The following is an 18,636-nucleotide window of genomic DNA, read 5'->3' on the forward strand; positions in this document are numbered from 1 at the left end:
GCTGTTATAATGCAACCTCAACGCGCCTATAGACAGTGAATTTAAAGGTAACAAAGGTACTTATGGCCCTGTATTTTTCGTCAAAAAAAGTTCCCCAGCTGCAGCAATACTCGTTTGTTGAACGCGCTGCAATCCTCGCTGCTGCGCAACAAGCGATGCCGGTTCCACGCCGGTTAATCTGCAACCTGGCTAAGTTAGTGCCAATTTGTGTGGTATTTTATGCCATTGTTGACGTGCAGGGTTGGTGGAAACTGCCGGCTTTGTTGGCGGCGGGTATTGGCTATCCGTTGTTTACCCAGCCGATTAATATCAATATGAGCCTGCCCTACATCGATAAGGCTATTCGTCAGTTTGAGGCGTCTCGCGCTGAATAATCAGTTCGGCTTGCTGCGGCAGCCGGGCATGAATTTTAGTCACCTCGCTCATTTCGCGACACTGGTAGCGCGCCTGTTGCCATATGCCCAACGCCAGATCCGGTTTTGTCTGCGGTTCACTGTGTATCATGTCCCCCGCCTGCGCCCAGCGCCAGTGTTGTTGTTTGGTATCTAACACCCCCACCCAGACATCAAAAACCGTACGAATGCGCGAGTGACAGAGCTCGTTATTAAGATGCCGCAACAGCCGCTGTGGTTGTAAAACCGTATCGTCGTTTCCGGACAGGTGTTGACGTAACAGCGGATCTAACAGCGTTTTGAAAACCAGCAAGGGTATCAGGGTTTGGTCGGTTGCGTTTTGCGGGCTTGCCATCAGCACCAGCACCCTGCCGTCCAGCAGTGGCCGGTAATCCAGCCACAAACTAGGCTGTCCGCTTTGCAGATGAAAATCAAACCGGTAGCCGCCCAACTGCAGCGAGCCATTAGGCAATAATTCGTGCGTCAGCCGCTGTACCAGCGCATCATCGTTGTAGAGCACGTCGATATGATCATCCAGCTCCCAGCGATCATGCAGGTAGGTTTCTTCTAACTGGTAGCGCTTAAGACAATGCTGAATTGCCTCGTTTAGGGTGGTTAAACTCTCTAACGGCTTGACCAGATAATCCCACGCCCCCAGTCGCACCGCTTCGCGGATATCCGCCATGGAATCACTGGCAGAAACCACAATAATCGGCAGGTCGGTGGTCATCGACAGCAGTCTCTCGATAACCTCGAGACCGCTGATATCAGGGAGTTTTAAGTCACAAATGATAATATCGGGGGTACGTTGACTGCACAGTTTGATGCCTTCGCCGCCGTTAGCTGTACAGTGCACGTCATAATCGAGCTGACGCAGGTATTGTTGCACGACGCCCTGAAAAACGACGTCGTCCTCGATCATTAATACCGTTGCCTGCGACATGTTTACCGCCTTTAAATACCGAAACTGCCTTAAGCATTGTTCAGGATCAGGCTGGCGTCAATGTCACGATTTGATTAAAAATCTTCAAAATCTTCGAAGTCTTCAGCCGGCTCTTGCGGCGGATTACCGTCATACACGTTGTAACGCCAGTTTTGATAGTAGGCTTCTTTTACAAAGGTATAGGGATCCAGCGAGTTCTCTAAAACTTGCTCTTGATCGCGCAGCCGCAAACGAAGCTCCAGGCCTTTTACGGTGTAACGCGGGATGTCCCAATCTGAATCGACTTCGGTATAGGGGAAGTAGTTACCGTCAACCCAGTCGGTACCACGGTCGATAAGCACCGTTGGCCCCAGCAATGGCAGCATTAGATACGGCCCGTCTGGCACGCCCCATAGCGCCAGCGTTTCACCCAGCGACTCTTCGCGTTTGGTCAAGCCCATTTCGGTGGCCGGATCCAATAGCCCCAGCAAACCAATGGTACTGTTAAAGAAAAAACGGCCGACAGTAATACCGGCATCTTTAGGTTTGCCTTGCAAAATATTATTTACAAATGACCAGGGTTCTTGCAGGTTTTCGAATGCGCGATACAACGAATTACGCACGGGTTCAGGAACATTTTCGTAAGCCTCGGCAGTTGGCTTTATTACCGCTTCGTCAACATCCTGGTTAAAATCCCAGACCACGCGGTTCATGTCCTCAAACGGGTCTCTCTTGTCGGCATAAGGATCATCCGGTGTGGATGAACAACCGGCCAACACCAGCACTGACATCAGTGCACCAAACAGCTTCGCATACCACGTTTTTTGCATCGCTTACTTTCCACTTCCGTTTTGATTGTCTGTTGTCGCAACTCGCTCTGTCAGTCTTAGTGTAACGCTGGCAGAATCCTTTGCATTAATAGCCACAGGTACGGCATTCAGATCACCTACCTGGACATCTATTTTGTCATCTTGCGAGACCCGCGCCTGTACTTTCCATTGCTCGAGTGAGCTTAGTTGATAGTCGGGCAGCATCGAATCCTGATTACTCAGCGTTACCGTTACCGGCAAACTGCTGGCGGCAACACGCTTAACTGCTGCCGGCATCGGCGCCCCATCAGGCGCAGTTACGTAAATAAATAAGGTACCATTGGCAGGCACTGCATCTCGCACGGTTTCGCCCAGCTCCACGGTTACCGTCAGGCTCATGGCACCCTGTTGCAACTGCTGCTTGGCATCGGCAATTGCCTGTTCCACCACCTCGCGCCGGTTTGAGTCTGCAGGCGTTAATGATAACAAGCGCTGCCAGGCATTAATGGCCTGCTCGTAATCGGCATTTTCGAACGCGACAAAACCGCTCAATGACAGTGCATCAGCATTATCCGGCTCCAACCGAAGTGCGCGAGCTAATAATTGTGCGGCTTGCTGATTGGTCTCAGCACTACCATTTTGCAATAAGAAGCGAGCATAGCTTATTAGCGTGCCGACCCGATCAGGATCTAAGTCCAGCGACCGTTGAAAGGCGTTATTGGCCTGATCGAATTGTTGTAGATCACTCATCAGGCCGGCATAAATCCACCACGCGATGGGATCATCGCCCTGGCGTTGTAGTTTTTGCCGCAGCCCCAGCGCAAAGGTCGACAGCGTTTCGGCATCCACCTGCTGTTGTTCCTGTAACACGGTTTTGCCTAACTCGGGCAGTTGCTGCAAGGCGTCGTCGGCCTGGCGCTGCAATGTCCAGCTACCGAATGCCATGTAGAGCCCAACTGACATCACCACCAATAAGGCAATGGGTAGCCAGGGTTTAGCCGGTAGCCATTTTATGTCGGCTTCGATATTACGATTATCGGTAACAAAGGTTTTATCCAGCTCGGTTACCGCTTGCTGATATTCTTCCTCGCTGACACGACCGTTGGCATGATCCTCGTCTAATTCGGACAGGCGCTGACGGTACCACTGCTGATTTTCGTTATCGCGACTAAGCTGCTGTTTGTGCTGAAATACCCGTGCCAATAAAATGACAATCACCGCTAAGATGACTAACACGGCTAACGCCAGTACTAACTTAATCATCTTTGCCCTCCGCCTTTAGTTGCGCCAGGCGACGCTTTTCTTCGTCGCTTAAGGTGACCGGCTGGCTACGCTTACGCGATAAGCGCAACGCCAGAAAAATGCCAATTAATGCAATCGCCACCGGTGCCACCCAAAGTATGGCGGTAAATACATTAAACGGCGGCTTATAGTGCGCGAAGTTGCCGTAGCGCGCGACCATGTAATCGATAACAGCTTGTTTCGATTCACCGGCCATGACCATTTCGTAGGCGCGTTCACGCATGTCGGCCGCAAGCGGCGCATTGGAGTCGGCAATATTCTGGTTTTGACATTTCGGGCAGCGTAATTCGCTGATCAGTTCCGCGTAGGTCTTGCGCTGTTGTTCGGTGTCGAACTCGTGGCCATCATAGGTAACCTGTTGCGCCATTGCACTCAGGCTCAGACACAACAACAGGCTGGCTATTAACGCACTGAAATGTCTCATTGCTGCGCCTCCTGCTGTAACTGGGTATAAATGCCTTTGAGTTTGTTCTGCCAGTTACGAGCATTGACGTCGCCCACATGGCGGTACCGAATTTTGCCCTCGGCATCAATAAAATAAGTTTCCGGCGCACCGTACACACCAAATTCAAAGGCGACGTCGCCTTCGGGATCGAACAGGTTAACGGTGTACGGGTCGCCAAGGGTATTTAACCAGTCTATGGCTTTGGCACGCGAATCGTCTTTGTAATTGAGCCCGACAATAGGTATTCCCTGTGCCGCCAACTCGTTTAAAAACGCATGTTCAGCGCGGCAGGTCGGACACCAGGTAGCCCAAACGTTCATCAGCATGGGACCGCCTTTTAACACCTCCTGGCTGTAAACTTTGTCGTTGTTAAACAAGTCCACGGCATTGAATTCAGGTACCGATTTATCAATTAACACCGATTCGAGTTTGGTCGGGTCACTGCCGAGGCCTTTTAATAAAAACACCAGCAATAGTGCAAATACGATTAAGGGCGCAAACAGCACCCACCAACGGCGTTTGGGCTGCTCTTCACTCATGCCGGCTGCTCCTTAGCTTTAACCCGTTTACTCGAACGATAACGCTTGTCTGCCATCGCTAGTGCGCCACCAATGGCCATAATAATCGCGCCCAACCAAATCCAGCGCACAAAAGGTTTTACGTAAAAACGCACTGCCCAGGGCTGATCCGCATCCGCAACATCATCTAAAGGCTCGCCCATCGCTACATATAAGTCTCGCAATAAACTAGCGTCTAAGCCGACTTCGGTCATGCTCATGCGCTGAACGGTGTAAAAGCGTTTTTCGCTAACCACTTCGGTAACGAATTCGCCGTTTTTATGTAGCTGGAAAATGCCCTGATCAGCAAGGTAATTAGACCCCTCAAAGTGCGTAAGCTCGTTAAAGGTTAACTCATAACCACTAACTTCTACGGTTTGTCCGGGCGCAATGGCAACATCACGCTCGGTTTCGTAATGCGACACCAACGCCACCCCAATCAGGGTTACGGCGAAGCCGATGTGCCCCAGCACCATGCCCCAATGGCTGGCCGGTATACGGGTAATGCCTGCCAGACCCTGTTTGCGTTGTTTTAGGGTCTGTTGCACTTCGGTTATCGTCGACAGTGCTACCCAGAACGCCAGGAACAGACCAATAGCCGCCCACGCCGGCAGTTGTTCAGCCCAAATACGCGGTAAAATAAAGGTCAGTGCGAGGGCTAATACCAGACACAGTGCCAGTGGTTTAAGTAGCGGCTGCAGTGGCTGTCGGCGCCAGCGCATCAGCGGGCCGACCCCAAGTAGTAATGCAAAGGGTACCACCAGGTAGGCGTACAGCTCGTTAAAGAACGGTTCACCAATGGAGATACTGCCCATGCCCAGTTCTTTATGCACTAATGGCAGCAAGGTGCCCAGCAGTACCACAATCATGGCGGCCATCAGCAGCACGTTATTACCCAGTAGCATCACTTCGCGCGAGGCCAGGTCGTAACGGCTGTAGCCCTGCATTTGCGAGGCTCGCATACCATAAAGAATAAGCGAGCCGCCAATAACGATGGCTAACAACACTAAAATAAACAGCCCGCGGGTGGGATCGGAGGCGAACGCATGCACCGAGACCAATACGCCGGAGCGCACTAAGAAGGTACCCAGCAAACTTAAACTAAAGGCCGCTATGGCTAACAGCACCGTCCATGATTTAAAACTGCCGCGCTTTTCGGTGACCGCCAGCGAGTGCAATAAGGCGGTCCCCACCAGCCATGGCATAAACGAGGCGTTTTCGACCGGATCCCAGAACCACCAGCCGCCCCAGCCGAGTTCGTAATAGGCCCACCAACTACCAATAGCGATACCCAGCGTCAGAAAAATCCACGCAGCCAGAGTCCACGGGCGTGACCAGCGCGCCCAGGCGGCGTCGAGCTTACCGGATATCAATGCTGCGATAGCAAAGGCGAACGCCACCGAGAAGCCGACGTAGCCCATATAGAGTAACGGCGGATGAATGATCATGCCGGGGTCTTGTAATAACGGATTCAGATCGCGGCCGTCGACCGGGATCATCGGTAGGCTGCGATCAAACGGGTTGGAGACCGTTAGCATAAACAGGTAAAAGCCGATGCTGATTAGGCCTAAAATACCCAATACCCGCGCCACCATCGGTAGCGGCATCGAGCGTGACAGCAGTGCCACTGCCGCTATCCAGCCCGACTGCATCAACATCCACAGCAGGAATGAGCCTTCGTGCGACCCCCATACCGCGGTCACTCGATAATGCGTCGGCAGTGCAGTATTCGAGTTGGCGGCTACATAAGCAATGGAAAAATCGTTAACGACAAAGGCCGTAACCAACATCGCAAAAGCTATAGCGGTAAATAAAAACTGCCCGATAGCCAGCGGCCGCGCGTAACTCATCACGCCACCGTGCCCACGCCACGCGCCATAAAGCGCATAGCCGGCCAGCAATACCGAAAAAGCTAAGGCAATGGCGATACTGAGGTGTCCGAGTTCAGCAATCATTGCTCGCTCCCGTCGTCAGTGTAAGCCTCAGGTGAATTCGGATTAACATGTTTAATGCCTTTCATTTTTTCGGCCAGCTCAGGCGGCATGTACTCTTCGTCGTGCTTGGCCAGTACTTCGCTGGCTTTAAGCACACGCGGTTCAACTAATTCGCCCTGCGCGACAATGCCCTGCCCTTCGCGGAATAGATCCGGCAAAATGCCCTGATACAACACCGTAATTTCGGGGCCGGTATCGGTGATATTAAATTTAACTTCGAGGGTGTCGCGGTTACGCTTAACCGAGCCTTCCACCACCATGCCGCCAACGCGCATGCGCTGGCCTACAACCGGCGCCTGCTTGCCTTCTTCGACTTCGACAAAATCAGACGGCGTGTAAAACAAATTAATACTCTGGCTCATAGCGTAGAGCATCAGTCCTACCGCAACTGACACGCCAACCACCAGGATTGCGACCCAGGTTAAGCGCTTTTTTCTGCGTGGATTCATCGCTTCGACTCCCCGACCGGCGATGCTTGCCGTTGTTGACGTTTGGACAGACGCTGTTTGCGGCGCAGTAACGTTTTACTTTGACGCTGCAAACGGCGACGCCCAATCGCGGCATCCAATGCGACACCGGCAATCACCAAAAAGGTTAAAAAGAAAGACAGCCAAACATAAAATCCGTAGCCGCCCATCTGAACAAAATCACTGAAACTATCAAACGCCATTAGTCAGCCTCCTGCGCCGTACCCAGCACCTTCTGTGCCCACGGCCGATGCAATTCGTGGCGCAGTAATTCGTTTTTAAAACGCATCATCACCAGCGTCGCGGTCAATAACATAAAGCCCAGCAGGCTAATCAGTAATGGCCACAGCATACTGGTAGCAATGGACGGACGTTCGAACTTGGTAATAGTCGCGCCCTGATGGAGGGTATTCCACCACTCCACCGAATAATGAATGATAGGCAGATTAACCACCCCGACCATCGCCAGTATGGCTGCGGCTTTGGCGCCGGTACGCTGATCATCGAAGGCATAGTAAAGCGCCATCACGCCAACGTATAAAAACAATAAAATCAGTTCTGAGGTCAGGCGTGCGTCCCACACCCACCAGGTTCCCCACATGGGTTTACCCCAAATGGCGCCGGTGAATAAGGCGATAGCCGTCATGGCCGCGCCCACCGGAGCAATAGCCGGAATTGACCATTCGGCAGTTTTTATTTGCCAAATCAGCGCAATGGCGCCCATCACCGCCATACCAAAATACGCGCCCATCGAGAAGATTGCCGACGGCACGTGAATATAGATGATGCGATAGCTGTCGCCCTGCTGGTAATCAGCCGGCGCAAAAGCCAGTCCCCAGATCATACCCACCGCCAGGCTAATGATAGTTAAAGCGGCAAACCACGGCAGTAATCTGTCGACTAAACGGTAGGTTGCTTCAGGTTTTGCGTAAGGATGTAACCATCGCCACATATTAATTCATACTCATTCTGACAGCGGCCGCCATTGCCAGCGGCGCCAGGGTTACCGTTAATACGGAAATTGCAGCCAAAATAGCCAATTGCCCGTGTACCGCCAGCCCCATGCCGGCATTTTCGACCGCCGAGGTCGCGAAGATTAACAGCGGAATAAACAGCGGCAATAATATCAAGCTAATCAGCGTGCCGCCACGTTGTAGCTGTAATGTTAAAGCGGCACCGATGGCACCTAACGCACTCAGTGCCGGCGTGCCCAATAGTAAGGTTAGCGCCAGCGCCCACCAGGCATCTAACGGCAAATTCAGTAACAAGGCCAACACCGGCGATAAAATAACCAGCGGCAAACCACTTAACAGCCAATGCGCTGCCACTTTTGCAGTCAGCGTAAAGGCCAACGGCTGCGACAGCAAACACAGTTGTTCCAGACTGCCGTCGTTATAGTCGTCTTTAAACAACCGATCCAGTCCCAACAAGGTTGCCAGTAACGCCGCCACCCAGATAATTCCCGGTGCAATGCGCGCCAGGATATCCGGCCCGGGGCCCACGCCCAGCGGGAACAGGGTCACGACCATCAACAAAAACAGCAACGGATTAAGTGCATCTGAGCGCCGCCGTGCTGCAATGCGCAAGTCGCGTACCAATACAGACCGCCACAGTGCGGTCGAGTTCACGCTACTGCTCATGACGCCAGCATCTCGTATTGCGGTGCCGCTAACGCTAATTGCTGCAACGGCAGTTGCGGGTCGTTTAGCGGCTGGTGCGAGGTCATGACAATGGTGCCGCCCTGATTTAAATGTTCAATAAAGCGTTGTTGCAGCAAGGCAATGCCTTCGACATCCAATGAGGTAAAGGGCTCGTCCAGGATCCATAGTTTGGCCTGACTGCACCATAAGCGGGTTAACGCTACACGACGCTGCTGGCCAGCCGACAGGAGACCGGTGAATTCTTCTTCCAGCCCCAGTAAGCCCAGTTGTTCCAGCACATCCCAATCGCTTTGTTGTTGGTTTTTGGCGTTAGTATCGCCGTTAAGACGGCGCTGCCAGTAGACGTTTTCGAGCGCGGTCAACTCGGGCTTAACGGCGGCTTTGTGGCCGATGTAAAGTAATTGCTGATGGTAGTCGTCGCGAACTTTTTCGATCGGATTGCCGTTAAAGTAGATGCGCCCTTCTGAGGGTTGCAGCAATCCGGTCAACATACGCAGCAAGGTCGACTTACCGGCGCCATTAGCACCGGTAATCTGCCAAATTTCGCCGCTTTGCACGGCAAACTGCAACTGCGAAAATAATACGCGGCCACTGCGAATTGAGCTTACACCGTCTGCGTGTAATAGTGGTACTGCTGAGCTCGCGAACTGAGTCATTCGTGGGTTCCAACAAGGCGCATATTTAGATGGATAAATTAATTCGAGTTTACCACAATTGCTGCCGAAAATACCATGTAAAGGCGCGGCAATTTGTCCGTGTTAAGTCAACGTTTGCTAACGGGTAATACAGAGGTTACATGGAGCTGGGTCAGTTACTACAAAATCTGCTGGGTAACAGTGGCGGAGCAAAATCGGCCACGGCCGATGCGTTGCCTGTGCGGGTATTGAATGACTTAACCCGGGTGGTCAATGCGGAGTCGGCGAAAGTGCTGATGGGGGTATTGCAGCAAAGTGTGCAGCAGCAAGTCGGCCAGCAACTTAGCCGCTTGCCGATAATGGCAGTAAAGGTGACCGTACAGCCCGCCAATGCGGCAAAACAGCAGCCACCACAGGTGCTGCTGCAATTAACTGTGCAGGGTAAAAACGTGGTTGTGCCGGTAGCCATAACCCGGACTCAGCAACAACAGATTCAGCAACTACAGCAGCAAGCGCCGCAACAACCGATGCTGGTTATTGCAAAGTCCGTCAGCAAGCCAGCAGCACAAGAGAGTAAGCCGCAATTAAACCTGCAATTGGTTAGTCTTAAAGCGCCTAAACAACCGGTAGAGATTAAATTGCCACTGGCACAACTGCCCAGGCCCGCAGCCGATGCCTTGTTGCAAAGCGTGACTCAACAACGCAGTCCGCAGCAGCCGTTGTTGACACCGCGCGCAGCGCAAACAGCCGTAGCGGCCGAAGGCACGCTGCCAACAGCCTCGGCAACGCCGAAAACAGCCGCGCCACCGCCAACCACCCCGGGCGTATTGCTAAAGCAAGCAAGCCAAACCACCCCCAACCAATTGCAACAAGCCCTGCAAAACCTGATTCGCGAACTCCCTACACCGCGAGGCACCGCCGAGCCGACACCGCGCGAAGCGCCTACTCCGCGAGGCACCGCCGAGCCTACACCACGCGAAGCGCCTATCCCGCGAGGCAACGCCGAGCCCACACCGCGCGAAGCGCCCTCCCCGCGTCAAGCGCTGGCCAGCGTCTTACAGGCCGTTTTGCAGCAACTGCCGAAAGGCGAGGCCATGCAACAACCGCAGCAACTTAAGCAATGGGTTAACGACTGGTTTGCGGCAAAACCCGTCGCAACAGCGCCACAACAACAAATGGGTACGCTGGGCAAAATGCTGATGATGTTGTTGGGCACGGCAATGCAAAAGCCCGCAGCCGCGGCGTCACAATCGGCCGCTCCGCTAAGTGGCTCGCAACAGCAGTCGGTAAGCCAGCTGACACAGGCATTAATTGACGAAGTAATGCGCCCGGCACCACGCAGTGCCGGCGATACCGGTTTTACCGGCGAAGTGCGCGAACGCATTAACCAGCTGTTGCAACAATTGCCGCAAACGCAACTACAGCGCTTAATGCAGCTATTTACCTCGGCGGTGAACAGTGCTCAAACTAGTCAGGCGAGGCTCGCTGAGACATCGGCAGCAACACCGGAATACTATGTGTTGTTGCCGGCTAATGCGCAACAGCCGGAACAACAACACGAGTTATTGATTCGTCGCGAGCAAGAACGTGGTAGTGACGGTGAACAAGGCCGTACGCTGTGGTTATTTACCTTGCGCTTTGAATTAAAAAGTTATGGCCCGTTATTGGTTAAAGGTCGCTACCACCCAGCCGGCACCCGCGTCGATTTTTATACCGAATCTGACCATGCGCAACGGGCGCTGGAGACCAAGCTGGAAAAACTGACTAAGCGCTTTGAACAACTCGAGGTAAACGGACTGAATTTAACGGTACAAAAAGGTCGGGTACCAGACACGCTGGCGAAACAACAAAGTGGAATAATTCGGGTGACCGTATGAGCGATGATCGCAAAGAAAAACAAGCCATTGGCCTTGCCTATGATGGCGTCAATGCACCGCAGGTTATCGCTAAAGGCTTTGACGAGCTGGCAGAAGAGATTATTGCGGTAGCCAAAGAGCACGGCGTGATGGTGCACGAGGATCCCTTGTTATCCGATTCGCTCGCGCGCCTGGACGTTGGCGAAGAAATCCCCCGCGATTTATACATCATCATCGCCGAAATCATCGCCTTCGCCTACTTGTTAGACGGGAAATTTCCGGCTTCGTGGGAATAAACGAAAATCCACCGGCGGGACGTAGCGCCCCGTCGCCGGTGCATCCCATCGAAACCAAAAAATCGGCTACATCATCTCCGCATGGCGGCGAGGAGTTCGGCTTCGGCGCGGGGCAGATCGCATTCCTGCATGATTTCTTCGATGCTGGCGCCGCTGGCGACGAGTTTGGCGGCGCGTTGGTAGAGTTTGGCGCCGGGGTCTTGCTCGGAGAGTTGTTGCAGCTTTTGTTCCAGTGCGCGCTGCTCCTGGCTAAGCTGTGCGACGGTTTGCTGCAATTGCTGGTTTTGTTGTTCCAGCTGTTGCTTTAGGCTTAACTCAAGGCTTTGCTGCAGTTGCTGGGTTTGGGCAAAATCGCCACCGTCCTGCTTCTCGGTCTGCTGCTCCAGCTGCTTTTTGAGGGCTAAAATATCACTGGCGGTTTCGGTCAGCATCATCAGACGCTGTTGCTGCCGTTCAATTACCTGGCTTTGCTTACGCGCAGTAATAACCACAGCAGTTAGCGCCAGCAAGGCCAGCACTAATGCGATAATAGCTATAACCAGCGGCGTCGACAGGATCACCGGCAAACTCCGTCTGTTAACCTAACCGTGAGATTTCGTCCCACTCGTCATCGGTCAGCATCTTATCCAGATCGACCAAAATCAGCAGTTCGCCGTCACGATTGCTTACACCCTGAATAAAGCGTGAGCTCTCGTCGGTACCAACGTTAGGTGCGGTATCGATTTCTGACTTTTTCAGGTAAACAACTTCGGCGACGCTGTCGACCAAAATACCGATGACCTGTTTTTCAGACTCGATGATCACTACGCGGGTACTGTCGGTGACTTCGGTTTGCGGCAAACCAAAACGCAAACGGGTGTCGATAACCGTGACGACGTTACCGCGCAGGTTAATGATACCGAGTACGTAGTTTGGTGCTCCGGGGACCGGCGCAATTTCGCTGTAGCGCAGTACTTCCTGCACCTGCATTACGTTGATGCCGTAGGTTTCTTCTTCTAGTTGAAAAGTTACCCACTGCAATACTTCGTCATTTGCTTCTGCGTCGTTGTTTTTTCTGTTGTCTTTCACGTTTCGAGTTTCCGTCGCCATAGTATTGCTCCGCGTCTTTTGTTGTCGCGCCGAAGGCGCGACCTACGTTATTTCTTGATGTGTCCCAAACCATTATCCAGCAGTGTAATCAATGCGTTAACATCGAGCAATGCACACATGCGATCGCGTACCACGCCGGCAAGCCAGGGGCGCTTTTCGTTAACCCCGCTGCGCCACTGGATCGAGTCCGGGTGCAAGGGCTCACTATCAACCAACTCTTCGCACAGCAAGCCCCAGGGGCTGTCGTTGAGCGTTATCAAATACTGGTATTCGATTTTTTCTTCCAGCTCCGGCGTGATTTTTTCCGGCATCACCCATCTAGCTGTATCGACCACTTGTAGTTTTTCTTCACGTTCAGTCATGATTCCTTTGAACCAGGACGGTTTGCCGATTATCGGGCTAATTTTGCTGAGCGTGTGAATACCCCCCAAACTTTTTAGCGGCACCGCTAAGGTTAGCCCGGCGACACGGAAGAACAATGCCTGGAAATCGTCAGACTGGTATTCCTGCATCGGGTCTGCGACCGGTTCGGGCTCGACTTCGTCTCGCGGTTTAGGCGCTTCGCGCGGGGTGGGGTCTGCGACCGGTGTAGGCTCGACTTCGTCTCGCGGTTTGGGCGCTTCGCGCGGTGTCGGGTCTGCGACCGGTTTAGGCTCGACTTCGTCTCGCGGTTTGGGCGCTTCGCGCGGTGTGGGGTCTGCGACCGGTGTAGGCTCGACTTCGTCTCGCGGTTTGGGCGCTTCGCGCGCTACGGTTGCTTTTTGCAGCAGCTTTTTTATCGGTTCGTCGTTGAACTCGGCTACGGGCTTTTTCTCTTCCTCAAGCAGAGCTTTAAGGTATTCCATCATCGCTTTATCGCTGCCGCTCATGCTGTATCCTGCTGTGCTAATTGCTGAAGATGGGTCAATAAACTCTGATACGCCAGTACGCCGCGTGATTTCGGTGCATACACCGATGGCGGTAGTTGCTGGTTACTGGCATCACGAAACTTTGTATCAATGGGGATCATGCCACTCCAGACTGACTTACCATAGCGCTCAACCAATTTTTTATAGGTATCCAGCGATGCCCGTGTGCGTTTGTCATACAGCGTTGGAATAATGGTGTAGCTGTAGCCGTGTCCGCGTGATTTCTGGATCAGCGTTAAAGTGCGCATCATTCGATCCAGCCCTTTTAGCGCTAAAAATTCGGTTTGCACCGGTATCAACACCCGATGGCAGCAGGCCAGGGCATTGACCATTAACACGCCTAACACAGGCGGTACGTCGATTAAAACATAATCATAATCTTGCGCGACTAGCGCCAGCGCACGTTTTAACACCAGCCCCATACCGCCATGATTACCGAGCTTGCGATCGAGTGTAGCGAGCGCCATGGTGGCGGGCATGACATGCAAATTGTCGACTTCACTAGGCAAGATAGTCTGTTTAACTTGCTCGCGGGTAATGTTTTTGCCCGCAACAAAAACGTCATAAGCACTGGCCGGCAACTCTTCGGAATCAAAGCCCAGGTAGTAGGTCAGCGAGGCATGCGGATCGGTATCTATGCACAGTACGCGCTGGCCGCGCTCAGCCAGTAACCCGGCTAAGGCAACCGTGGTGGTGGTTTTACCCACGCCACCTTTTTGGTTGGCGACTGTCCATACGATCATCGTTAGTGGTATCCCACTTCTTTAATAATGGCTTTACCCATTTCGTTAAGGCTGATACTACGCGATGAAATTCCGGCCGAGGCGACTGCCTGCGGCATACCGTAAACCACGCAACTGGCCTCGTCCTGCGCCCAAATGGTGGCGCCTTTTTGCTTAAGCATGCGCGAGCCTTCACGGCCATCGGCGCCCATGCCGGTCAAAATAACACCTAAAACCTTGCCACCGAATAACTTCGATAAACTGGCAAAGGTAATATCCACGCTCGGTTTGTAAGTCACCCGGCCACTGTTGTCTTCTTTGATACGCAGACGGGCGTTGCTGCTGGTGCCATCGACAATCATTTGCTTACCACCCGGTGCCAGATACGCCTGTCCGGGGCGCAGTACATCGCCGTCTTCGGCTTCTTTGACCCGCACTTTACACAGTCCGTCGAGCCGTTGCGAAAATGCCTTGGTAAACGCCGCCGGCATATGCTGCACCATGACAATCGGGTAGGGAAAATCGGCAGGTAACTGAGTCAGAATTTTTTGCAGCGCCACCGGACCACCGGTCGAGGTGCCGATTGCCAGAATTTGATACGCACGATTAATGGTTAAACTACTGGTCGATGCGACGCTGGCCGGCGCTGTGGCCTCGTCCCGCTGACGTTGACGTTGTTCGCTGCGTTGGCGAATCCGATCCAGCGCCGAACCTGACGAACCCCTCGTCGCGGGGCTTCGTGTCAACGGCGTTGAGCTACGAGACGCCGGTGACGGCGGCGGTGTCGCCGCGCGGGTTGAACGGGCACCGGTATCGTTGGCAATGGCCAGCACCCGGTCTTGCAAGGTTTTTACCGCCTCGTCGCGATTACGCGCGATGTCTTCAAATTTTTTCGGCAGAAAGTCAGCCGCCCCGGCTTCCAGCGCATTTAAGGTTGCGGTTGCGCCCTCATGTGTCAGTGAGCTGAACATCAAAATCGGGCACGGCGCCGAGCGCATGATTTCTTTTACTGCGTCGATGCCATTCATCACCGGCATTTCGATGTCCATGGTAATGACGTCAGGGCGAAGGGATTTAGCCTTGTCGACGGCCTCGCGACCGTCGTTGGCAGAGCCGATAACTTCTAAGCGGCTGTTTTGTTCGAGGATCTCAGTGACTCGGCGGCGAAAAAACGCCGAGTCATCTACCACCAGAACTCGTACTGTCATGTGGAGGGTTATCCGTTAACGTTTAGCGTAATACTTCAGCATGCTGGGTACATCAATAATCAGCGCGATACCACCGTCACTGGTGATGGTCGCGCCGGCCATACCCGGCGTACCCTGTAATAATTTATCCAACGGCTTGATCACAACTTCTTCCTGACCAATCAACGCATTAACCACAAAGCCAACTTGTTGGTTGCCGATTTGCACCACCACAACGTGACCATTCTCGTCGCGGGCTGAGCCATCAGGATTGCGCACCAGCCATTTCTCCAGGAAGAACAACGGAATCGCACGATTACGTACAATCAGCGTTAACTGCCCATCGACGGTGTTGGTTTTGCTCATGTCGAGGTCAATAATCTCGCTAACTACCGCTAACGGCAAGGCAAACGTCTGCTGTTTTACTGCCACCATCAGGGTCGGCAAAATAGCCAGTGTCAGCGGCACTTTGATCATCAATTCAGTGCCTTTGCCGAGCTCCGAATTGATCTTAACACTGCCGTTAAGCTGCGAGATCTTGGTTTTCACCACGTCCATACCCACGCCGCGTCCGGATACTTCCGACACTTGTTCTTTGGTCGAGAAGCCGGCGGCAAAAATCAGGTTATAGGCGTCTTCGTCGCTCATACGGGCGGCACTGTCTTCGTCCAGCACCCCGCGTTTAATGGCAATTTGCTTGAGTTTTTCAGCGTCCATACCGGCACCGTCGTCTTTAATCGACAACATGATATGGTCGCCTTCCTGCGACGCTGATAATGTTACCGTACCCTGCCGTGGCTTGCCTTTGGCAACTCGGTCATCCGGCATTTCGATACCGTGGTCAACTGAGTTACGCACCAAATGCACCAGTGGATCGGCCAGCGCCTCGACCAGGTTTTTATCCAGGTCGGTGTCTTCGCCGTGCATTTCCAGGTTAATTTCTTTTTTCAGGCTACGCGCCAGATCACGCACCACCCGTGGGAATCGACCAAAGACTTTCTTGATCGGCTGCATACGGGTTTTCATCACCGCGCCCTGCAAATCGCCGGTAACCACATCCAGATTAGAAATGGCTTTGCTCATTTCCTGAGCGTTTTCGGCGTCGTCGTTGTTACTCAGACTCAGTAAACGGTTACGCACCAGCACCAGCTCACCGACCATATTCATGATGTCGTCGAGACGCTTGGTATCGACACGCACTGTGGTTTCGGGTGGCTTTGCGGCTTCGGCTTTAGGGCCTGCGGCCGGTTTGGCACCTGCGGCGGGTTTAGGGCCTTCGGCCGGTTTAGAGCTTGCCTTCGGCTGCGCTGGTTTAGAGGCTTTGCCTGGTTTGGGGCCTGCGGCCGGTTTGGCGCCTTCGGCGGGTTTAGAGGCTTCGCCTGGTTTAGGGCTTGCCTTCGGCTGTGCCGCTTTGTCGGCTGCCGTCGGGGCTTTGCCCTGGCCATGCAGTTCGTCTAACAATGATTCGAACTCATCGTCAGTAATTTCGTCGTCTTTCGACTTATCCGCTTTTTTCTGTTCTTCTTGCTGTTTTTCAGCGCTGGTCGGCGCTTTGCCGCTGCCGTGTAATTCGTCCAGCAGCGCCTCGAATTCGTCGTCAGTTATTTCGTCGTCGTCTTTACCCTTGCCGGAAGCAGGAGTTGCAGCCGCATCATCAGCTTTGGTAGCACCAGGACCTTTGCCGCTGCCGTGAAGTTCGTCGAGCAGCGCTTCAAATTCGTCATCCTGAATTTCGTCAATACCACCGTCAGACGATGGTTGCTCTGCCGCCGGTTGTTCTGGCTCTGGCGGAGCTTCGGCAACACTCTCATCAGCAGCACTATCGTCTTCGGTCTCTGGTTCGCTTAACTTATGCAACGCTTGTAATAATTCGTCAGAAGCCGCTTCGGGCTCGTCCCGCGCTTGCAACTGCGCAAACTGTGCATTAATGGTGTCCAGTGCCTGCAGGATCACGTCCATAAGCTCTGAGGTGACTTTACGCTGATGGTTACGCAAGGTATCGAACACGTTTTCGGCACCGTGACAGGTATCGACCAACGCGTGTACATTCAAAAACCCAGCGCCGCCTTTAACCGTGTGGAAGCCACGGAAAATAGCATTCAGCAAGTCGGAATTCTCAGGATCGTTTTCCAGCTCTACCAGCTGTTCAGATAGTTGCTCGAGTATCTCCCCGGCCTCTATCAAAAAATCCTGTAGAATATCTTCGTCCATTTCAAAGCTCATGCGAGTGCTGCTCCTAGAATCCTAAACTGGACAGTAAATCATCAACATCGTCCTGACCATGAACCACGTCATCGCGCTTGTCGGCGTCAATAATCGGTCCCTCTGCTTGATTTTTATCGGCCGCTTTGGGCTCTTGCTTAGCAACTTTTTTGGCGTCATCACCAAAAAGTTTTAATAATTCAATCAGATTCTTCTCAACGTCTTCGACCAGTTGTATAACCCTGCGGATAATCTGTCCGGTAATATCCTGAAAATCCTGTGCCATCAATACTTCGGTCATCAGGCTATGGATCTGTGGCATGTTACTGCCACACGACTTCAATACATCGTCAACGCCATGACAAAGCGACTTAAACTCGTCTAACTGAATGTCATTGTCCATGAGTTTTTGCCACTGTGGCATTAATCGGTCGATTTTTTGATGCATGTCATCAGCCATAGGCAAACACGCTTCGACGGCATCCATGGTGCGGTTGGCTGCATCTTCGGTTTTTTGGATAACGTACTGTAAGCGGTTTTGGGCATCGGGCAGATCGTCTTCGGTCAACTGCACAATACGTGGGTCCAGCTGAAAGTCTTGCAGCGCTTCGTGGAGGTCTCGCGTCAGCTGGCCGACCGACGTGAATAACTTGTCGTTGCGGCGATCAAACATTTCGTCGAGTTTATCATTGGCTTTGCTTTGTTGGCCTGCCTCAAGCAGTTCTACCAGCTCTCGTGCTTGCTCTAACGAAACATTTCGGGCTTGCTCAGTCATGGAGGCTTGCCCTTATTAGCTAATGCGTTCGAAAATTTTGTCGAGCTTTTCTTTAAGCGTCACTGCAGTGAATGGCTTAACGATGTAGCCGTTAACCCCTGCCTGCGCAGCCTGAATAATCTGCTCACGCTTGGCTTCTGCGGTTACCATTAATACCGGTAGGTGCGACAAGTTATCGTCTTTGCGAATTTCCTTAAGCAAATCGATACCCTGCATGCCCGGCATGTTCCAGTCGGTTACGACAAAGTCAAAGTCACCCTGTTGCAACATGGGTAGCGCGGTATTGCCGTCATCGGCTTCCTGAATATTAGTGAAGCCCAAATCACGCAACAAGTTCTTGATGATTCGTCTCATTGTTGAAAAGTCATCAACAACAAGAATTTTCATATTTTTATCCAAAGCTCCCTCCACTGAGGC

Annotated in this window: 22 protein-coding genes; 3 read left to right on the plus strand and 19 right to left on the minus strand. The window is 52.8% G+C overall.

Features of this window, described 5'->3' with window-relative positions; translation table 11 throughout:
• Positions 1–62 precede the first annotated feature (62 nt).
• On the plus strand, positions 63–374 hold the full coding sequence (locus DEU29_RS09755) for a DUF6170 family protein (protein ID WP_133540164.1): 312 nt from the start codon (positions 63–65) through the stop codon (positions 372–374).
• Here the strand turns inward: DEU29_RS09755 and DEU29_RS09760 are convergent.
• The 11 genes from DEU29_RS09760 to ccmA form a co-directional block, all read right to left on the minus strand.
• Positions 340–1,335, minus strand: coding sequence for a response regulator (locus DEU29_RS09760; protein ID WP_133540165.1), 996 nt, complete (start codon positions 1,333–1,335; stop codon positions 340–342). The two genes, DEU29_RS09755 and DEU29_RS09760, sit on opposite strands and share 35 nt — an antisense overlap.
• A 74-nt stretch (positions 1,336–1,409) precedes the next feature.
• Positions 1,410–2,144, minus strand: coding sequence for an MlaA family lipoprotein (locus DEU29_RS09765; RefSeq protein WP_133540166.1), 735 nt, complete (start codon positions 2,142–2,144; stop codon positions 1,410–1,412).
• A 3-nt stretch (positions 2,145–2,147) separates the two neighbouring features.
• Entirely contained in the window at positions 2,148–3,386 is a 1,239-nt protein-coding gene (gene ccmI, locus DEU29_RS09770; RefSeq protein WP_133540167.1) for a c-type cytochrome biogenesis protein CcmI, read from the minus strand.
• Positions 3,379–3,849 carry a cytochrome c-type biogenesis protein gene (locus DEU29_RS09775; protein ID WP_133540168.1) on the minus strand — a complete coding sequence of 157 codons (471 nt, stop codon included), beginning with the start codon at positions 3,847–3,849 and terminating at the stop codon, positions 3,379–3,381. The genes ccmI and DEU29_RS09775 overlap by 8 nt, the downstream gene beginning before the upstream one ends.
• The gene (locus tag DEU29_RS09780; RefSeq protein ID WP_133540169.1) at positions 3,846–4,409 is read right to left on the minus strand and encodes a DsbE family thiol:disulfide interchange protein; all 564 of its coding nucleotides are present in this window, start codon (positions 4,407–4,409) and stop codon (positions 3,846–3,848) included. The genes DEU29_RS09775 and DEU29_RS09780 overlap by 4 nt, the downstream gene beginning before the upstream one ends.
• Positions 4,406–6,382 carry a heme lyase CcmF/NrfE family subunit gene (locus DEU29_RS09785; protein WP_133540170.1) on the minus strand — a complete coding sequence of 659 codons (1,977 nt, stop codon included), beginning with the start codon at positions 6,380–6,382 and terminating at the stop codon, positions 4,406–4,408. The genes DEU29_RS09780 and DEU29_RS09785 overlap by 4 nt, the downstream gene beginning before the upstream one ends.
• Positions 6,379–6,870: a cytochrome c maturation protein CcmE gene (ccmE, locus tag DEU29_RS09790; protein ID WP_133540171.1), complete on the minus strand. Its 492-nt coding sequence runs from the start codon at positions 6,868–6,870 to the stop codon at positions 6,379–6,381. The genes DEU29_RS09785 and ccmE overlap by 4 nt, the downstream gene beginning before the upstream one ends.
• Positions 6,867–7,091, minus strand: coding sequence for a heme exporter protein CcmD (ccmD, locus tag DEU29_RS09795; RefSeq protein ID WP_133540172.1), 225 nt, complete (start codon positions 7,089–7,091; stop codon positions 6,867–6,869). Before ccmD ends, ccmE begins: the two co-directional genes overlap by 4 nt.
• Entirely contained in the window at positions 7,091–7,840 is a 750-nt protein-coding gene (locus tag DEU29_RS09800; protein WP_133540173.1) for a heme ABC transporter permease, read from the minus strand. The genes ccmD and DEU29_RS09800 overlap by 1 nt, the downstream gene beginning before the upstream one ends.
• A gap of 1 nt (position 7,841) precedes the next feature.
• Complete coding sequence (gene ccmB, locus DEU29_RS09805; RefSeq protein ID WP_133540174.1) at positions 7,842–8,528, minus strand: heme exporter protein CcmB; 687 nt, start codon at positions 8,526–8,528, stop codon at positions 7,842–7,844.
• Positions 8,525–9,205, minus strand: a complete 681-nt coding sequence (gene ccmA / locus DEU29_RS09810) for a cytochrome c biogenesis heme-transporting ATPase CcmA (protein ID WP_133540175.1) — start codon at positions 9,203–9,205, stop codon at positions 8,525–8,527. Before ccmA ends, ccmB begins: the two co-directional genes overlap by 4 nt.
• Positions 9,206–9,345: 140 nt before the next feature.
• On the opposite strand from ccmA, the gene DEU29_RS09815 reads away from it, so the two are divergent.
• Both DEU29_RS09815 and DEU29_RS09820 read left to right on the plus strand, forming a co-directional pair.
• Entirely contained in the window at positions 9,346–11,061 is a 1,716-nt protein-coding gene (locus DEU29_RS09815) for a flagellar hook-length control protein FliK (protein ID WP_133540176.1), read from the plus strand.
• Entirely contained in the window at positions 11,058–11,336 is a 279-nt protein-coding gene (locus DEU29_RS09820) for an EscU/YscU/HrcU family type III secretion system export apparatus switch protein (protein ID WP_133540177.1), read from the plus strand. Before DEU29_RS09815 ends, DEU29_RS09820 begins: the two co-directional genes overlap by 4 nt.
• A gap of 71 nt (positions 11,337–11,407) precedes the next feature.
• Here the strand turns inward: DEU29_RS09820 and DEU29_RS09825 are convergent, their stop codons facing one another.
• From DEU29_RS09825 to cheY, 8 genes are read right to left on the minus strand one after another with little or no spacing between them, the layout of a single operon-like run.
• Positions 11,408–11,896 carry a DUF2802 domain-containing protein gene (locus DEU29_RS09825; protein ID WP_133540178.1) on the minus strand — a complete coding sequence of 163 codons (489 nt, stop codon included), beginning with the start codon at positions 11,894–11,896 and terminating at the stop codon, positions 11,408–11,410.
• Positions 11,897–11,912: 16 nt separating this feature from the next.
• Positions 11,913–12,425: a chemotaxis protein CheW gene (locus DEU29_RS09830; RefSeq protein ID WP_133540179.1), complete on the minus strand. Its 513-nt coding sequence runs from the start codon at positions 12,423–12,425 to the stop codon at positions 11,913–11,915.
• A 47-nt stretch (positions 12,426–12,472) separates the two neighbouring features.
• Positions 12,473–13,294: a chemotaxis protein CheW gene (locus DEU29_RS09835; protein ID WP_133540180.1), complete on the minus strand. Its 822-nt coding sequence runs from the start codon at positions 13,292–13,294 to the stop codon at positions 12,473–12,475.
• The gene (locus tag DEU29_RS09840; protein WP_133540181.1) at positions 13,291–14,076 is read right to left on the minus strand and encodes a ParA family protein; all 786 of its coding nucleotides are present in this window, start codon (positions 14,074–14,076) and stop codon (positions 13,291–13,293) included. The genes DEU29_RS09835 and DEU29_RS09840 overlap by 4 nt, the downstream gene beginning before the upstream one ends.
• A gap of 2 nt (positions 14,077–14,078) precedes the next feature.
• Positions 14,079–15,263 (minus strand): protein-glutamate methylesterase/protein-glutamine glutaminase, encoded by a 1,185-nt coding sequence (locus DEU29_RS09845; RefSeq protein ID WP_133540182.1) that lies wholly within the window; start codon positions 15,261–15,263, stop codon positions 14,079–14,081.
• Between the two features lie 15 nt (positions 15,264–15,278).
• On the minus strand, positions 15,279–17,465 hold the full coding sequence (locus tag DEU29_RS09850) for a chemotaxis protein CheA (protein WP_133540183.1): 2,187 nt from the start codon (positions 17,463–17,465) through the stop codon (positions 15,279–15,281).
• 13 nt (positions 17,466–17,478) lie between these two features.
• Positions 17,479–18,219 (minus strand): protein phosphatase CheZ, encoded by a 741-nt coding sequence (locus tag DEU29_RS09855; protein WP_133540184.1) that lies wholly within the window; start codon positions 18,217–18,219, stop codon positions 17,479–17,481.
• 15 nt (positions 18,220–18,234) lie between these two features.
• Positions 18,235–18,618, minus strand: coding sequence for a chemotaxis response regulator CheY (gene cheY / locus DEU29_RS09860; RefSeq protein ID WP_133540185.1), 384 nt, complete (start codon positions 18,616–18,618; stop codon positions 18,235–18,237).
• Positions 18,619–18,636 lie beyond the last annotated feature (18 nt).

Source organism: Idiomarina aquatica (assembly GCF_004362895.1).
Lineage (GTDB): Bacteria > Pseudomonadota > Gammaproteobacteria > Enterobacterales > Alteromonadaceae > Idiomarina.

What these genes read in the sequence shown, in the direction of transcription:
- ccmB (WP_133540174.1), bottom strand. Translation starts at nt 8,528, where the DNA reads ATGAGCAGTAGCGTGAACTCGACCGCACTGTGGCGGTCTGTATTGGTA.
- DEU29_RS09800 (WP_133540173.1), bottom strand. Translation starts at nt 7,840, where the DNA reads ATGTGGCGATGGTTACATCCTTACGCAAAACCTGAAGCAACCTACCGT.
- DEU29_RS09840 (WP_133540181.1), bottom strand. Translation starts at nt 14,076, where the DNA reads ATGATCGTATGGACAGTCGCCAACCAAAAAGGTGGCGTGGGTAAAACC.
- DEU29_RS09785 (WP_133540170.1), bottom strand. Translation starts at nt 6,382, where the DNA reads ATGATTGCTGAACTCGGACACCTCAGTATCGCCATTGCCTTAGCTTTT.
- DEU29_RS09755 (WP_133540164.1), top strand. Translation starts at nt 63, where the DNA reads ATGGCCCTGTATTTTTCGTCAAAAAAAGTTCCCCAGCTGCAGCAATAC.
- DEU29_RS09855 (WP_133540184.1), bottom strand. Translation starts at nt 18,219, where the DNA reads ATGACTGAGCAAGCCCGAAATGTTTCGTTAGAGCAAGCACGAGAGCTG.
- ccmD (WP_133540172.1), bottom strand. Translation starts at nt 7,091, where the DNA reads ATGGCGTTTGATAGTTTCAGTGATTTTGTTCAGATGGGCGGCTACGGA.
- DEU29_RS09850 (WP_133540183.1), bottom strand. Translation starts at nt 17,465, where the DNA reads ATGAGCTTTGAAATGGACGAAGATATTCTACAGGATTTTTTGATAGAG.
- DEU29_RS09780 (WP_133540169.1), bottom strand. Translation starts at nt 4,409, where the DNA reads ATGAGTGAAGAGCAGCCCAAACGCCGTTGGTGGGTGCTGTTTGCGCCC.
- DEU29_RS09830 (WP_133540179.1), bottom strand. Translation starts at nt 12,425, where the DNA reads ATGGCGACGGAAACTCGAAACGTGAAAGACAACAGAAAAAACAACGAC.
- ccmA (WP_133540175.1), bottom strand. Translation starts at nt 9,205, where the DNA reads ATGACTCAGTTCGCGAGCTCAGCAGTACCACTATTACACGCAGACGGT.
- DEU29_RS09845 (WP_133540182.1), bottom strand. Translation starts at nt 15,263, where the DNA reads ATGACAGTACGAGTTCTGGTGGTAGATGACTCGGCGTTTTTTCGCCGC.
- DEU29_RS09765 (WP_133540166.1), bottom strand. Translation starts at nt 2,144, where the DNA reads ATGCAAAAAACGTGGTATGCGAAGCTGTTTGGTGCACTGATGTCAGTG.
- DEU29_RS09820 (WP_133540177.1), top strand. Translation starts at nt 11,058, where the DNA reads ATGAGCGATGATCGCAAAGAAAAACAAGCCATTGGCCTTGCCTATGAT.
- ccmI (WP_133540167.1), bottom strand. Translation starts at nt 3,386, where the DNA reads ATGATTAAGTTAGTACTGGCGTTAGCCGTGTTAGTCATCTTAGCGGTG.
- DEU29_RS09760 (WP_133540165.1), bottom strand. Translation starts at nt 1,335, where the DNA reads ATGTCGCAGGCAACGGTATTAATGATCGAGGACGACGTCGTTTTTCAG.
- DEU29_RS09815 (WP_133540176.1), top strand. Translation starts at nt 9,346, where the DNA reads ATGGAGCTGGGTCAGTTACTACAAAATCTGCTGGGTAACAGTGGCGGA.
- ccmE (WP_133540171.1), bottom strand. Translation starts at nt 6,870, where the DNA reads ATGAATCCACGCAGAAAAAAGCGCTTAACCTGGGTCGCAATCCTGGTG.
- DEU29_RS09835 (WP_133540180.1), bottom strand. Translation starts at nt 13,294, where the DNA reads ATGAGCGGCAGCGATAAAGCGATGATGGAATACCTTAAAGCTCTGCTT.
- DEU29_RS09775 (WP_133540168.1), bottom strand. Translation starts at nt 3,849, where the DNA reads ATGAGACATTTCAGTGCGTTAATAGCCAGCCTGTTGTTGTGTCTGAGC.